Source organism: Nonomuraea sp. NPDC050451 (genome assembly GCF_044458585.1).
The window spans coordinates 1-14693 of sequence record NZ_JBITHZ010000082.1 but is presented as its reverse complement, the minus strand read 5'-3'; the positions used below and the strand labels follow the sequence as shown (position 1 = coordinate 14693).

The 14693-nt window shown below is 65.0% G+C and carries 16 protein-coding genes and 1 pseudogene; 10 read left to right on the top strand and 7 right to left on the bottom strand.

What is annotated here, in order from left to right:
* The first annotated feature begins 325 nt into the window (after positions 1-325).
* On the top strand, positions 326-475 hold the full coding sequence (locus ACIBI9_RS67075; RefSeq protein ID WP_397239410.1) for a hypothetical protein: 150 nt from the start codon (positions 326-328) through the stop codon (positions 473-475).
* A 35-nt stretch (positions 476-510) separates the two neighbouring features.
* Here the strand turns inward: ACIBI9_RS67075 and ACIBI9_RS67070 are convergent, their stop codons facing one another.
* From ACIBI9_RS67070 to ACIBI9_RS67055, 4 genes and pseudogenes are all read right to left on the bottom strand, one after another.
* Positions 511-690, bottom strand: a complete 180-nt coding sequence (locus tag ACIBI9_RS67070) for a DUF6225 family protein (RefSeq protein ID WP_397239408.1) — start codon at positions 688-690, stop codon at positions 511-513.
* A gap of 205 nt (positions 691-895) precedes the next feature.
* Positions 896-1273 carry a hypothetical protein gene (locus ACIBI9_RS67065; RefSeq protein WP_397239406.1) on the bottom strand — a complete coding sequence of 126 codons (378 nt, stop codon included), beginning with the start codon at positions 1271-1273 and terminating at the stop codon, positions 896-898.
* A gap of 58 nt (positions 1274-1331) precedes the next feature.
* Positions 1332-1881: pseudogene (locus ACIBI9_RS67060) on the bottom strand (transposase family protein); the annotation flags it as partial.
* Positions 1882-1965: 84 nt separating this feature from the next.
* The gene (locus ACIBI9_RS67055; protein ID WP_397239404.1) at positions 1966-2826 is read right to left on the bottom strand and encodes an NAD(P)-dependent oxidoreductase; all 861 of its coding nucleotides are present in this window, start codon (positions 2824-2826) and stop codon (positions 1966-1968) included.
* A gap of 91 nt (positions 2827-2917) precedes the next feature.
* Here ACIBI9_RS67055 and ACIBI9_RS67050 point away from each other — a divergent pair, with 91 nt between their 5' ends.
* Positions 2918-3499: a TetR/AcrR family transcriptional regulator gene (locus ACIBI9_RS67050; RefSeq protein ID WP_397239402.1), complete on the top strand. Its 582-nt coding sequence runs from the start codon at positions 2918-2920 to the stop codon at positions 3497-3499.
* 11 nt (positions 3500-3510) lie between these two features.
* Here ACIBI9_RS67050 and ACIBI9_RS67045 read toward each other — a convergent pair whose 3' ends face one another.
* Positions 3511-4401, bottom strand: coding sequence for an NAD(P)-dependent oxidoreductase (locus tag ACIBI9_RS67045; protein WP_397239400.1), 891 nt, complete (start codon positions 4399-4401; stop codon positions 3511-3513).
* Between the two features lie 198 nt (positions 4402-4599).
* Between ACIBI9_RS67045 and ACIBI9_RS67040 the strand changes: the two genes are divergently transcribed.
* Complete coding sequence (locus tag ACIBI9_RS67040; RefSeq protein ID WP_397239412.1) at positions 4600-4896, top strand: winged helix-turn-helix transcriptional regulator; 297 nt, start codon at positions 4600-4602, stop codon at positions 4894-4896.
* Positions 4897-5041: 145 nt separating this feature from the next.
* Here ACIBI9_RS67040 and ACIBI9_RS67035 read toward each other — a convergent pair whose 3' ends face one another.
* A complete protein-coding gene (locus tag ACIBI9_RS67035) occupies positions 5042-5872 on the bottom strand; it encodes a hypothetical protein (RefSeq protein WP_397239398.1) in 831 nt (276 codons plus the stop codon).
* Position 5873: 1 nt separating this feature from the next.
* Between ACIBI9_RS67035 and ACIBI9_RS67030 the strand changes: the two genes are divergently transcribed.
* Complete coding sequence (locus ACIBI9_RS67030; protein WP_397239396.1) at positions 5874-7151, top strand: serine hydrolase domain-containing protein; 1278 nt, start codon at positions 5874-5876, stop codon at positions 7149-7151.
* 771 nt (positions 7152-7922) lie between these two features.
* Here the strand turns inward: ACIBI9_RS67030 and ACIBI9_RS67025 are convergent.
* Complete coding sequence (locus ACIBI9_RS67025; RefSeq protein ID WP_397239394.1) at positions 7923-8771, bottom strand: DeoR/GlpR family DNA-binding transcription regulator; 849 nt, start codon at positions 8769-8771, stop codon at positions 7923-7925.
* Between the two features lie 295 nt (positions 8772-9066).
* Here ACIBI9_RS67025 and ACIBI9_RS67020 point away from each other — a divergent pair, with 295 nt between their 5' ends.
* From ACIBI9_RS67020 to ACIBI9_RS66995, 6 genes are all read left to right on the top strand, one after another.
* Positions 9067-10374, top strand: a complete 1308-nt coding sequence (locus tag ACIBI9_RS67020) for an ABC transporter substrate-binding protein (protein ID WP_397239392.1) — start codon at positions 9067-9069, stop codon at positions 10372-10374.
* Between the two features lie 61 nt (positions 10375-10435).
* The gene (locus ACIBI9_RS67015) at positions 10436-11398 is read left to right on the top strand and encodes a carbohydrate ABC transporter permease (RefSeq protein WP_397239390.1); all 963 of its coding nucleotides are present in this window, start codon (positions 10436-10438) and stop codon (positions 11396-11398) included.
* Positions 11395-12246, top strand: coding sequence for a carbohydrate ABC transporter permease (locus ACIBI9_RS67010; protein WP_397239388.1), 852 nt, complete (start codon positions 11395-11397; stop codon positions 12244-12246). Before ACIBI9_RS67015 ends, ACIBI9_RS67010 begins: the two co-directional genes overlap by 4 nt.
* A 55-nt stretch (positions 12247-12301) precedes the next feature.
* Positions 12302-13162 carry a ketose-bisphosphate aldolase gene (locus tag ACIBI9_RS67005; RefSeq protein WP_397239386.1) on the top strand — a complete coding sequence of 287 codons (861 nt, stop codon included), beginning with the start codon at positions 12302-12304 and terminating at the stop codon, positions 13160-13162.
* Position 13163: 1 nt separating this feature from the next.
* A complete protein-coding gene (locus tag ACIBI9_RS67000) occupies positions 13164-14375 on the top strand; it encodes an ADP-dependent glucokinase/phosphofructokinase (protein WP_397239384.1) in 1212 nt (403 codons plus the stop codon).
* Positions 14376-14444: 69 nt separating this feature from the next.
* The coding region (locus ACIBI9_RS66995) for a hypothetical protein (protein WP_397239382.1) at positions 14445-14693 on the top strand (249 nt) is incomplete at its 3' end.

Here is a 14693-nt window from a genome sequence, read left to right as displayed (position 1 = left end):
CTTGGTCGACTGCTGTCTTATCGGGAGCCTCCTCTCATCCGCCACCGCTTCCCACAGACCCATCCTGACCAGTGCCGTCACGATGGAAAGAGCTCTGTGCCTGATGGAGGGTTCGGGAGCCGTGGCTGGCGGTTCGGCGTGACTCGAAGGGGTTGAACCCCCACGGGTCGCCGCACTCACGCAGCTCCAGTTGGTAAGCCCGCCAGGTATCGGCCTCGGCCGGCGGTACCGGCACGCCGTGCCCGCAGCCGCCCGCTGCGGGCGCGCTCACAGGAGGTACGGCTGAAGGCGGCGTACGACAGGTCCGGTTCGGCCAGTCGGCGGCGTGCCAGTAACCAGTGACGGCGGCCTGGCCGACGTCGGCCACGGCCCGGGCCCCGACCAGCTCGTCGACGTCGTAGGAGATGCGGCGCAGCACCGCGGCGGTACGGGCCAGGTGCACCCGCACGTGGTAGCGGGCGCCATCGTCGGGTGAGCACCAGTTCTTGAGTTGAGTTCGCTGGACCTCCCTCAACTTCCCCCCACTTGACCTGCGAGCTGGGTCTTCTCGTGTCTGCCGGATGGATCACGGTCATCTGAAGCCACGCCGTCCTCGTCGGTGTCCACGTGGACCACGATGGGAGCGTCATCGGGCAGGTGCGCGATGGCCGCCCGAAGCTGTCCCGCCGTCCAGGCCCTTCGCGTCGGCAACCGTTTCCCGCTGCACGGTCGTGGTGTGCGGCGTGTCGTTGCTTCTGGCTCTTCGGTGTGTCCGCAGGATGTAGCTGGGGAAGATGAGAGTGGCGATCCGCGCGTTCCGGCGCATGGAGGTCAGGAACGTCGTCGTCTCCCCATCCTTAGGACCGCCCATAAAGACGGCGGTGAAGTTGTGCTGGGCAAGCCACCGGTGACGGTGTCAGGTCCCGTCCTCCAGTTTTCCGATCGTAGCCACGGCGTGCCCACCTCCGCCCTTGCATGTCCAGAGCGCTGCCCCACCCGCCTGCTTCGGATGCAGCCCGAGGGAGTGCGCTGGACAGGTCGGCCAGATCTTCCCCTCCTGCTCGGCGATCACTGCCTGGGCGAGATCGGCGATCAGCACGAGGGTGGCAACCGGCTCATGCGTTTCGTCCCCACGCAGCCCGAGGCTGGAGTATTGCCCCTTGTACTCGACGCGCAGGTAGCCCAGGTCGTCCCACTCCGGGGTATCGAAGCCGAGTTGTCCTGCGACACCGGTCGCGTCCATGTCGCATTGAACGGCGAGCACCGCGCTATCCAGCACCTTGTTGGTGGTCATGTCCCTCATCCTGGCGGAGTTCTGCGAGGCTTTCATTGCCGAAACCCTTGTCTGCTGGTCACTGCGTGATCGCGGATCTGTAACGGCCATCTTCGATCGTTTGCAGGACGAGGACGGCCTGGACCATTGGCGTGGTGCGGCGCGGGCAGCAGCGCAGCTTGATCAGGATCTTCCAGGTCTTCAGGGTAGCGATGGCGCGGATGCGGGCGTGCGAGCGGTTGACCGCCTTCTGGTGGCTTGGCAGTGGCGCTGGAAGGGCGTGCGGATGGTTCCGCCGGTGCCCTGGTAGCCGTTGTCGGCGAAGGCTTTCACTCCCGCCGTGGTCAGGGCCTCGATCAGGCCGGCGGTGCGGGCTGCGGTCAGGTGGTGAATGGCGCCGGGCAGGGTGGGGGAGGCCCATACCAACGACCGGCCGGAGGAGCCAGGACCTGCACGTTCATGCCATGGCGTCGGTGTTTACCGGAGTGGTACGGCCGCTCGTCGGCCAGGCGGTCGATGGGGATGAGCGTGCCGTCGAGGATGGCATAGGCCAGTTGGCCGGCCCGTAAGACGGCGGCCTGGACGTCGTCGGCGAGTGCGGCGAGCAGGTTCACCGGCAAGGAGACGTGAATGGCTCCGACCTCGGCCAGGTCAAGCTGACGGCCCTATCCGACGAGCAGGCAAACCTCTCCTGGGGCCGGATCAGCGATACGTCAGCGCCGCTGCAGCACGCCGATCAAGCTCGTGAGGCTGTTCTGGCCGTCACCGGCGGTGACGCCTTGGCGGAAGATCTTCAGGACGGCGGCCGGGAGTGAGCCGTCCACGCCGGATGCCTGTGTGGTGTGCAGCACGTGTTCCAGGCTCGCCACGCCCATGGAGATCCGGTCGACGTCCCCCTCGTGGTTGCCCGCGGTGATGCGTGGCGCGTAGAACTCCAGGAAATAGCGGAGGTCCATGGTCTTCACCGCGTGCGGCAGGAAATCCTGTGCCGAGATCCCGTTGGCCTCCGCCACCGCCTGGCCGTGCAGGTAGCCGGCCAGCGCCGTCCAGAACATGTCGATCCCGATCTGGTAGTACAGCGCCGCCAGCCCGGGGTCCTCGCCGAGGTACTCGATCCCGGTCAGCACCTCCAGGGCGGGCCTGTGCCTCTCGATCGCGTCCTTGGGGCCGCTGTAGTAGGTCATGGCGTCAGGCGTGCCGATGCCCGGAGGCGGCACCTGCACCCCACCGGTGATCTGAACGGCCCCGCGCTCGGCCAGCCACGCGGCCGCCTGACGTGCCCTGTCCGGGGTGTCGGAGGTGAGGTTGACCAGGGTATGTCCGCCCAGGGCGGTCCTCGGGGCCTGCGCCAAGATGGCGTCCACCGCGTCGTAGTCGATCAGGCTCAGCACCACCAGCTCGTTGGCGATGAGCGCCGCCTCGACGGACTCCGCCCTTCTCGCGCCCCGCGCCACCAGGTCGTACGCCCTGGCAGGCGTTCGGTTCCAGACGGTCACCTCGTAGCCGCCGTCGAGATAGGCGCCGGCCATGGCCTGCCCCATGGGGCCCAACCCGATCACCGTCACAGACTGCATCCGCGCACTCCTCACGACTAAAACGAACGCTCTATTTAGAGGCACGCTAGCACACGACTAAAACGAACGCTCTACCTAGTACGATGGGGCCATGCGGACCCAGCACGAGATCGGCACCCGGGAGCGGATCGTCCGTACGACCTCTCGACTGATGCAGCGGCAGGGGTACGAGGCGACGGGCCTCAAGCAGATCTCCCAGGAGGCCCAGGCCACGCTGGGCTCGGTCTACCACTTCTTCCCGGGCGGCAAGCGGGAACTGGCGGTCGAGGCGGTCCGCCATGGCGACAGGGAGTTCGCGGAATTCCTGCGCACGGCGTTCGACCAGGAAGATGATCCCGCCGCGGCGATCGTCGCCTGCACCCGCGACCTGGCCAAGGGGCTGCGGGAGTCCGGCTGGCTGGACGGTTGCCCCGTCACCACCACGGCGCTGGAGAGCGCCGGCCGGGTGCCCGAGATCCAGCAGGCCGCAGAGGACGCCTACGACAACTGGCGCACGCTGGTCCGCGACAAGCTCAGCCGCTCCGGCTTCGCCGACGACGTGGCGCACGACCTCGCCCACAGCGTGATCAACATGCTGGAAGGCGCGGAGCTGTCGGCGCAGGTGTCCCAGAGCGAGGCACCGCTGGAGATCGCAGGCAGGCACCTCGCACGCCTCGTCGACTCCTATCGATGAGGTGAGCCCGCTTACGGCTGTCGCGCCGGCTTTCTGAGCACCTCAGTGAGGGCCGAGATGCTCTGATCGCCGTAGCCCGCCTCAGCCGCCCGCCTCACCAGGTCATGGAGCGGGGCGAGCCAGGCCGTGTCGACGTTCGTTTCCTTGGCCAGGTCCTCGTCGTGGGCTGCTCCCGCGAGGAAGAGGTTCACGGAGGAGGCGGCGTCGGTGTAGTCGCCGCTGTCGATCTCGTCGGCGTAGATCGGCAGCAGGGACTTGATCATGTCCAGCCACTTGCCGGCGAAGCGCACCATCGTGTTCACCTCCAGTCCGCGCGCCTGGACGGCGGCGGCGCCCTGGAAGAAGCCGACGAGTGCCGGCAGCAGCATGGCACCCACCGCCATCTCGTACAGGGCGGCGAGGTCGCTTTCGTCGCCGAGGTGGACGGTGTCGCCGCCCAGCACCTTCAGGGTCGTCTCGAACTCCTCGAAGATCGTCTTGTCGCCGCTGTAGTACAGCAGGGTGTCCGGCGCTCCCACGGCCGAGGGCACGTTCTTGACCGCCCCTGCCAGGAACCGGGCGCGGTGGTCGACGGCCCAGGCGGCCGTCTCGCGGGCGCCGGCCGGGGAACCGCTGTTGAGAGTGACCAGGGTCCGTCCATGCAGCGACGCGCCGGCCGGCCGCAGTGCCAACCGGGTGTCCTCGAAGGTGGTCAGGCAGGTGATGACCAGGGGACTTGCCGTCACCGCGTCCTCGATGGCCTCCGCATGCCTGGCTCCCATGGCGATGAGGGGCGCGGCTTTGGCGGCGGTCCTGTTCCAGACAGTGGTCGGATGTCCGGCCTTGATGAAGGCCTCAGCCAGTGCCGTGCCCATCGAGCCCAGCCCGATGACGGTCACGGGTGTCACGTTCTTCGCAGTCATATGCATACTCCAGCCACAGAGATAGACCGTTGTGGTCTTGGCGCGGACCTGGTTCATGCTGGCTGGAGCACCTACATTCTCTCAAGTACCGACATTTTTGCCGGGTACTGACATGAGTGTAAGTATGGGTTGGTGAAGGAGACGAATAAGACGAATAAGCGGACGTTCACCTGCGGTCTCGACGCTGCCATCGCCGTCATGGGAGGCAAGTGGAAGGGACTGATCCTGTTCGCGCTCCAGGATGGTGCCCTACGCTTCGGGGAGTTGCGGCGCGCGGTGCCCGGTATCAGCGAGCGGGTGCTGATCCTGCAGTTGCGGGAGATGGAGGCCACCGGGCTGCTGCATCGTGAGGTCTATCACCAGGTCCCGCCGAAGGTGGAGTACTCGCTCACCGAGTTCGGTCATTCACTCAACACCGCGATGGCGCCGCTGGGGGAGTGGGGCGAGGAGCACATCGAGCGCATCGAGGCCATCCCGTGGGACCAGGTGGGGTGAACCGGCGCGGATGGATTGGCAGGCCTCATTACCGCCTGCGCCCGCCGTCGATCAGGTCTGATGTGATCGGCGGGGTGGATGCCAGGAAATGTTCACAGGTCGTCGCGCCCCTCTGCCTGGTCATGGACGCGCCAAGGGCGCCATGCTACTCGCCCTCGACGGTGAGCAGGCTGCCGCCCAGGGCCTTGGCCAGGTTGGTGCCGCCCTCGTACGGCGTGACGGAGACCCTTGGCGTGTCGGCGAGGCCCTTGATGTCGGTGGTGTACGGGTAGCCGAGCGTCGGCTTGACGGGCCACTGCTCGCAGCCGCCGCGCGCCTCCTTGATCGGCCGGCCGTGGCCGGTGAACGGCGCCGCCTGGAACCACGCCCGGTTCAGGGTGGTCTCCTGCTTCGGCGGGTGGCGCTCCTCGTCCAGGCAGTTGATCGTCATCGTGGCCTCGCGCGAGTCGGGGTAGACGCCGTCGGCGGTCCGCCCGTGGTGGCTGTCGCGCAGCTTCAGCAGGCTGTCGTCCTTGCCCGCCTCCAAGCTCGGCGATGCCCGCGATCGCGACGGGCCGTGGTGTACAGCGCGGCCGTCACCCCCTCCGGCGCCGGCTCGTACGTCAGCCCGCGCGGGCTTGTCGATCAGCGGGCGGACGAGTTTCTGGAACTCCTTGGTGGCGCGCTTCGGGTCGGTGCCGAGCGGGCAGTCCTTCTTCGTACACGGCGCCGAGCCGCCGCCGGAGCGCTTGGCGCACTGCTTGACGAGCCGTCGGGTTTCCTGCTTGGTCCAGTCGTCCAGGCCGGCGGTGATCGGCGATTTCGCTCGCACGGCGGCGCTTGTGGCCGCGTGATCGGTAGTTCTTCTGCGAAAACCCTGGGTGAGGAACTGGGGGTACACCATTCCGCCGCCCTCGACCAGCAGACGTTCGACACCACGGGCGGCGAGGTCGGCCGGTGGGGTGCTCAGGCCGAGCGATGCCCGGGCTGCGATCACTGTGGGGCTGGTGCGGCGGTCAGACAAGCCGATCGACCGATCGTCCAGCCAGGATCAGTCGAACGGCCGATGTCGGCATGCGCGCCTGCCGCGATCGTGGAACGCGCCCGATCGCGTATGCCGACGAAAGAAAAAGATCATGTTCGTCACACATTTGGTCATGACCGCCGCGCTGACCGCAGCCATCAACGCCGCGCCCGGGTACGGCCAGCCGGACCTGCGGCGTGACGCTGAGAGGATCGTCGCCGGCGGAGCCACCGGGGTGCAGGTGCGCGTCACAGGCGAAAGCACGAGCATGGTCGCGACGGCCGGCGTCGCCGACCTGCGGACGAAGAGCCCGGTGCCGCCGAACGGATATTTCCGGATCGGCTCCAGCAACAAGGCTTTCGTCGCGACCGTGGTGCTGCAACTGGCCGGAGAGGGGAAGCTCTCACTCGACGACACCGTGGACAGGTGGCTACCCGGGCTGATCAAAGGGCACGGCAACGACGGGCGGAAGATCACCGTCCGCGACCTCCTCCAGCACACCAGCGGGATCATCGACGACTACCCGTATCCGACCGCCATCGCGTCCTCCCGCGAATACCGCCGCCACCGGCATGACACCTACACCCCGCAGCAGGTCATCTCCAGGGCGATGCGCCACAAGCCGGCCTTCGCGCCCGGCAAGGGCTGGCTTTACTCCAACACCGGGTACGCCGCACTCGGCCTGATCATCGAAAAGGCGACCGGCCGCCCCTGGCATGAGGAGGTGGCAAGGCGCGTCATCAAGCCGCTGGGCCTGAAGCACACGCGCTGGCCCGCGGGATCGGCCGAGCTGCCGCGGCCCCACGCGCGCGGGTACAGCGTGTTCAAGACCAGCGAGGGATTCGTCGACACCACCCGGCATCGCGACGCGGACGCCTCGGGCGGGCTCATCTCCACCACAGCGGACCTCGACCGTTTCTTCACAGCCCTGCTCGGCGGCAAACTCCTGCGGCCCGCGCAGCTCGCCGAGATGCGCAAAACCGTTCCCGTCGCCACGGAACTGCAGCGGGTCTGGCCCGGCGCCCGCTACGGACTCGGCCTGATACAACGCCCGCTGCCTTGTGGCGGCACGTACTTGGGGCACGGCGGGGACATCCTCGGCTTCATGACCAGAACGGGAGTCACCGCCGACGGAAAACGCAGGATTGTGATCTCCGTTTCAACCGAGCGCCTCGATTCGACAGAACGCGCTCTCCAGCTCGAGGCCGCCGCCGACCGGCTCATCAACCGGGCCCTGTGTAAGACGAGATAAGTCGGCGGACGACCCCGGCCGGCTGACTTCTGCCGGGTCATCGCCGTAGGAGTTCCTTTGTCGCGCAGACCCGCGACCTCAGCGCCCTCGCACGGGCAAGCTCTGGACCTGCCCCTTCTACTGACCATCCGTTGTCCTCCGACGTACCGGCGTCAGCCCGCGTTCTGAGCCGAGGGGCTGTCGGCGAGCATCCGGTACACGCCGGCCACGGCGGATGCTTGCCCTTGATCTCGCCTGCGGGGATGAGGCGGAGCTTGGCGGCGAAGCTGGGCGCGGTGACCAGGTGCGCTGGACGGTCCGCCATCGAGCCGCCAATGAAGACGGGCTCGCAGCGTGTTCGGTCCGGCGAAGTAGGAGCGGTATTCGATCGCGCCGACCCCATCGAGCAGGTCCCGGCCCGCGGGGGAGGGACAGCGTGAGCGAGGTTCCGGTGGGGGAGATGCCGGAGTCCTCGACGACCTCCATGCGCACATGGCGCTCGTCGGCGACGATGTGGCCCGACGCGTCGATCGGTTCCACCATGACTCGAGCGTCGTCGTGCCGTCGGTGGCGATCGTTGTGCGGTCCGCGCACAGCCCCAGGGCGGTCGCGACACCTGGCTCCGGTCTTCCAACTGGCCGTTCGCCCGTCACGGGGAACGGCCAGTGACGCTGTGGGTCACACGCGAGTCATCCGGTCATTTCTGGAGCTTCCGGGCGGTGGTCAGGACCGGGCGGGCGGCGTCCTCGGCCGCCTCGAAATGACCGGCGATGGCACGAATCGGCACCCGAACTACTGGGGATCTTGATTGCCTTCAGAGGCGCCTTCGAGAGTTTCCGGCGTGATCAGCTCTACCTCGTTCTCCGTCAGCGCGTCCAAAAGATCAGCCGGCGGGGTGGAGTCTGTGACGAGGTAGTCGGCGCCCCCGAGCTCGGACACCTGGGCGAAGAGCCGACGACCGAACTTGGACGAGTCGGCCAGGATCGCCACGCGCGCCGCCCGGGAGATCATCTCTCGCATCATCGCCGCCTCGGCGAGATTGCTCGTCGTGTACCCGGCGGCCGCTGAAACGGCGCCGACCCCGATCAACGCCAGATCGCAGCTGATGTCCAGCTCGCTTCCGTCGGACGCCCGGAAGCTGACGGGGCCGATGGTGGCCAGCGTGAGAGTGCGGACCGCGCCGCCGAAGACGTACACCTCGCGGACGGCTGAGGGCGGCAGCGCCGGGGGCACGAGCAGACTGTTCGTCACCACTGTCAGGTCCCGATGGTTGCGCAGGTTTCGGGCCACGGCAAGAGTGGTCGTACCGCCGTTTATCATGACGGTTGACCCGTCCTTCACCAGCGACGCGGCAAGTACCGCAATCTTCTCCTTCTCGCGTTCTTCCATCTTGAGCCGCACGTCCACGGCCCGGTCGACCCGAGATAGAGTCGACTGACTGACCGCTCCACCATAGGTGCGGACCAAGACACCATCGGCGCTGAGCTGGTCCAAGTCCCGCCGGATCGTGTCGATGGAGACGCCGAAGCGCTCTGCGAGTGCGCTGACCGTGACCTGCCCGGCCTCAGCGACGTATGCCGCCAGCTGGGCTTTACGCCCTGCGGGTAGACGACGCTGCCGGTCCTCTTCGTCAAGGGTCACTGACCCGTCCTATCTCTGCGGTAGTTGCGCTACTGATCAACGCAACAGAGGAGTGATACAGGGCTAGAACAGCAGACTACCGCACAACACTGCCCCTTTCCGGCGAGATGCTGCCTGCTTCGAGGGTCCGGCGCTGGAAGCCGCCTCTGTTGGCACGCCTCTTCCGGTTGTATGCCGGACTGTGCGGTTTCTAGCTGGATTTTGCGTTACTAGGTCTTGTGAGGTGGCGTCACGCGTTGTTAATGTGGCGGAAACCGGCAAAGACCGGTAACACCTGTACAGCAAGGAGGTCGCGATGACCGGAGGCAGCACCCGGTTGCAGGGCCGGACGAGGCGACTACTCGGGGTGATGGCGGTGGCGATGATCGGCGCCACGGCCGTGGGATGTGGTTCCAGCTCGGGAGCAAGCGCGGGATCGAGCGGGGACGGGACCGTCACGCTGGAGTTTGCGCAGTGGTGGGCGCCGGAGCTGCCGGCGGGATCGTTCGACAAGCTCATGTCGGAATTCACGGCGCAGAACCCGACCATCAAGGTCAAGCTTTTGAGTGGTCCGTACGCGTCCACGAAGCAGCAGTTGGTGTCCGGAGCGGCGTCGAGGACGCTGCCCGATGTCGTGGGCCTCGACGGTGCGTGGGTGAGCGACTTCGCCAAGCAGGGTGCCATCGCTGACCTGTCCGAGCTCATGGCAGCTGCGAAGTACGACTCAAGCCAGCTCGCGAGCCAGATACAGGTCAAGGGGAAGACCTACATGATCCCCGTGGTGAACTTCGTCTACCCCCTGTTCGTCAACAACGATCTGCTCTCGAAGGCGGGGATCAAGACGCCTCCGAGCACGCGCACGGAGTTCTTGGAGGCGGCCAAGAAGATCAGCGCGCTCGGCGGCAACGTCAAGGGCTGGGCCCTGCCACTCGACACCGCCGTTCCCAACGGCGTCCAGAATGACGTGATGTCATGGCTGTGGGCATCGGGCGGCAGCATGCTCACCAAGGACGGGAAGCCCGACCTGACCGGCCAGGGCGTCAAGAGCACCGTGGAGTACGTCAAGAGCCTGAACGACGCGGGCGTCATCGCGCCCGGAGCACTCACCATGAAAGAGCAGGACAAGGTCGAGAAGTTCTCCACCGGTCAGGTCGGCATGGTGATCGATTCCTTGGCGCACATCACGCTGATCAAGAAGAACAATCCGAAGCTGGACTTCACGGTGGTGCCGATCCCGGCCGAGGACGGCTACACCGGCAAGCGCGGCATCCCGTACGCGTCCTGGGGCATCGGCGTCGCCGAGTCCTCGGAGCACAAGGCCGAGGCGTTCAAGCTGGTCCAGTTCTTGATGAACAAGCAGGCGAATGCGGAGCTGAGCACGTTGGCGAACGGCTTCCCCGGTAACAAGACGGCCGAGCCGGACTTCAGCAAGAGCGACCCGCTGTTCAAGACAGCCTTCGACATCTACAAGGCGGGGTATCCCGCCAACGAGTTCGTGGGGTTGCCGAAGTCCGAAGACCTCATGCGCAGCTTTGATGAGCAGCTGCAGCTCGCGCTCACCGGCAAGCAGAGTGTCGACGACGCTCTCAACAAGGCGCAACAGGCCTGGGCCCCGGTGCTCTGACCTTCCGTACTTCGTGGGCCGCGCCGACCGTGCGGCGCGGCCCCGAACCAAGGAGACATCGATGGAAACCGCGAAACTCGATCCCGCGGCCTCCCCGGGAGCCGCAAAATCGGCATCGGAATCCTCTGCGGGCCGGCGGAGAAGGACGCGGCCTTTCCCCGTGCAGCGTGTCGTCCCGTACGGCTATCTCTCACCGACGCTGATATTGATCTTTGTTCTGATGCTCATCCCCATCGCGATGGTGGTCAGCTATTCGTTCAAGGACAACGTGATCGTCGAGCAGAATCCGGTCTTCGCCGGCCTCGCCAACTACACCACGGTGCTCACCGATCCCGACTTCCTGGCAGCGCTGAAGAACACGTTCATCTTCATCACCGTGAGCACCGTCGCTCACCTCGGCCTCGGGCTGGCATTCGCGACGATGCTCAACACGCCGTTGTTGAGCGGAGTGACGAAAGCCGTCTTCCGCATCGTCTACATCCTGCCCTGGCTGTTCACGGTCGCCGTGATCGCGGTCATCTGGCGGCTCATGCTGGACCCGTCCGGGGTGGTCAACTACATCCTGACCACGATCGGCGTGATGCGCGAGGAAGTGAGCTGGCTGTCCGAGCCGAACACGGCGCTCTGGGCATTGACATTCATCAACATCTGGGCCGGCTTCCCCTTCTTCATGATCAGCATCCTCGCCGGGTTGCAGGGAATCTCGCCCGTTCTGTACGAGGCGGCCTCCGTGGACGGCGCGAGCACTTTCCGCCAGTTTCGCAATGTGACGATTCCGCAGCTGAAACCGGTACTCCTCAGCATGGCCGTGCTCGATCTCATCTGGACCTCACAACAGTTCGCCCTCATCTGGATGACTACCGGTGGTGGCCCGCTGAATGCCACCGAGATGCTCAGCACCTACACCTACAAGCAGGCCTTCAGCAGTTACGAGTTCGCCATCGCGTCCGCCGCCGCCGTCATAGTCCTGCTGCTCACGATGATTCTGGCCTTCTTCTACGTTCGCCTGCAAAAGGAGAGGTGATCACCGTGCTCACCCGCAAAAGGCGGCGCCTCGGCGCGAAGATCGCCGTGCTCGCAGGCTTGTGCGTCGGCGCGGCCTTCGCCGGCCTTCCAGTCGTGTGGATGCTGTCGACGTCGTTCAAGACCAATGGGGAAGTCTTCCAGGTTCCGCCGCGGCTGATCACCGAGAACTTCTCGTTCGACGCCTACGAAACGATCCTGACCGACGAGACCCAGTTGAGGTTTTTTGTCAACAGTTACATCGTCGCGCTGGCGGTGACAGTACTGACATTGTTCGTGGCGATCCTCGCGGCGTATGGATTCAGCCGCTACAACTTCCCGCTGAAGCGATCCATCAACGCCGTCATCGTCACCGTTCAGGCCGTGCCGCCAATCACACTCGTCATTCCCTACTTCGGTCTCGTGGTGGCGCTCGGCCTGTATAATACTTATCCGGGGCTGATCCTCACGCATATGGTGTTCACCTTGCCCTATGCGATTATCATGATGACCGCGTACTTCAACACCCTGCCGCGGGAATTGGATGAATCCGTCAAGGTGGACGGGGCGTCGAGCTGGACGGCTCTCTGGCGGATCCTGGTGCCCATTTCGGTTCCCGGGCTGGTCGCCGTCGGCGTCTACACCTTCATGATCTCGTGGAACGAATACCTGTTCGCGCTGACCCTCACTCGTACCGACGACATGCGAACCGTTCCCATCGGTATCCAGCTCCTGATGGGCCAGCACTCCTACGAGTGGAATCAGATGATGGCCATGAGCATCCTGGGGTCCATCCCGGTGCTCGTGCTGTTCCTCCTCTTCCAGCGGCGATTCATCGGCGGCCTCACCTCCGGTGCCGTCAAAGCCTGACACGTCATCCCCCGTCCCGAGCGATGATCTATTACTCAGAAGGAGAAATACAGCAATGCTGACGACCGGCAAGGTGCTCTTGGCTGTCGCGAATGAAAAAAACTTCGCCGTGCCCGCCTTCAACATCAGTGACTACGCCATGTTCAACGGCATCGTGGACATCAGCGAAGAGAAGAACGCGCCGCTTTTCATCGGGATCCACCCCGACGAGGTGCGGCACATCGGAGTGGACGTGATCGCCGCGATGACCCAGCGAGCCCATCGCTCATCCGTGCCGATCGCGATTCACTGGGACCATGGTGCGACCTATCGGGAGATGCTGACCGCGATCCGGATCGGCTTCACCTCGGTGATGATCGATGCCTCGATGCAGTCCTTCGAGGACAACATCGCGCTCTCCAAGAAGGTCGCTGAAACCGCGCACGCGGTCGGCCTGTCGGTCGAGGCGGAGCTGGGGACGATCGGCAAGACCGACAGCGAGGCCGAAGACGGCAGCGACGCGATCATCTACACCGACCCGGCGGACGCCGTGACCTTCGTGCGGGAAACAGGGGTGGACAGTCTCGCCGTGGCCATCGGCACCTATCACGGCCTCTACCCGAAGACCTTGAAGCCGGAGCTGAAGCTCGACCTGCTGAAGGAAATCAAGGATCGGGTCAAGATCCCACTCGTGCTGCACGGCGGCTCGGGCAATCCGGATGACGAGATTGCGCAATCGGTCAAGCTCGGTATCAACAAGATCAATATCTCCAGTGACATCAAGCTGGCCTACCACATGAAGATGCGCGAAGTCCTGGCCGATGAGAGCCTGCGTGAACCCAACTCCATCCAGCCGCCGTGCATCGATGCGATGAAGGTGGTGGCCGGGCAGAAGATCGACCTCTTCGAAGCGGCCGGCAAGGCATCTCTGTACTGACATGACCAGTCATGTAGTCCTGGGCTTGGGGGGATGCGTCGACTACGAAGTCAAGCTGTCGTCGTCGACGTTGGAGCAGCTTGTCGGCGAGTATCAGATCCACAATGCCGAGCTGACTTCATCGGCCACCGTGACCAACGAGCGCGAACTGGTCATTTCGATTCTCACCTACCTCAAAAAGGGTGGAGGAGGCGAGCACTTCGTCGCCTCCTCCGAATGCCTGAGCGCATTCGCAGGGCGGTTCCCCAAACGAACAACTCTGGGTGGGACCTCCGTTCGAGCGGCGATGGAGATGAGCCGGCTCGGCGTACCGTCCACCCTGCACCTGGTCAGTCTCAACGACATCGTCCGCCGCCTGCTGCCGGAAAGCTGCGACTACATCTGTAGCGGCGACCAGGACACCCTCTATCCGCACCTGATCGTGCAGTACGACCAGGGCATGCGGATCCGAGCAGGCGACATCGACATCCGTGCGCCATTTCCGAACAGATTGATCTACGTCAACGACCCGGCGAACGAGTCCATGCTGCTGAGTGACGAACTGGGCTCGTTGCTTCGCGACGCACGGGTCTTTCTGATCTCGGGATTCAACGCGGTACGGGACCAGCGGACACTTGACCGGCGTCTTTCCACGCTGAGAAGCCACATGCGACAACTTCCAGCCGAGGCAGTCGTCTACTACGAGGATGCCGGATTCCACGAGCCGGGCCTCAGTCAGCGGGTTCGCGACGCGCTTCTGGAAGTCATCGACATTTACGGACTGAACGAAGACGAGATGCAGGCGCACCTGGGCTACGCCGTCAACCTGCTCTCCGTGACGGAGGTGGCACGCGCCCTCGAATCGCTGCAAGCTCTCATCCCCGTGACGACCCTGGTTGTGCATACCAAATATTGGTCGGCGGCATTCGGCGAGAGGGCCGGCGAGTACGCAGAGCCGCTGAACGAGGGCATCGTGATCGCCAGCACCCGCTACTGCCACGGCGACGAGTACACGAACCACCACTACGAACTCATGCAGAACCGGCCAAGGCGAACGGAGGCGGTGGAGTTCGCCGCGGCTCTGGAAGGCCGAATGGGCGGGGTTGTTCGTTGCCTGCCCGGCTTCGATCTTGACGTTGCGGCGCCCACGACCATCGGGCTCGGCGATGCGTTCGTCGGCGGTTTCCTCGCCGCAGTCTCCCAGAGCGGTTCAAGCAGTCAGCGCATCACGTGAGATGATCCGCGCCCGCGTCTACCGGCCGTGCGTCGCCGCAGACGTCCAGGAGTTTGTGATCATGGCGGTGTGAGGGGCACCGTCCGCTCGATGCAGGCCACCGTCGGGATGGTCGCCGGGACCGACGGGAACCTGATCGACACCGGCGACCTCGTGGTGGTCATCGAGGCCATGGGCCATCACCGGCCTTGGTGGCCGATTCGGATACACGGTCTGACTGAAGGAGCTCTTTCCATCGTGACGGCACTGGTCAGGATGGGTCTGTGGGAAGCGGTGGCGGATGAGAGGAGGCTCCCGATAAGACAGCAGTCGACCAAG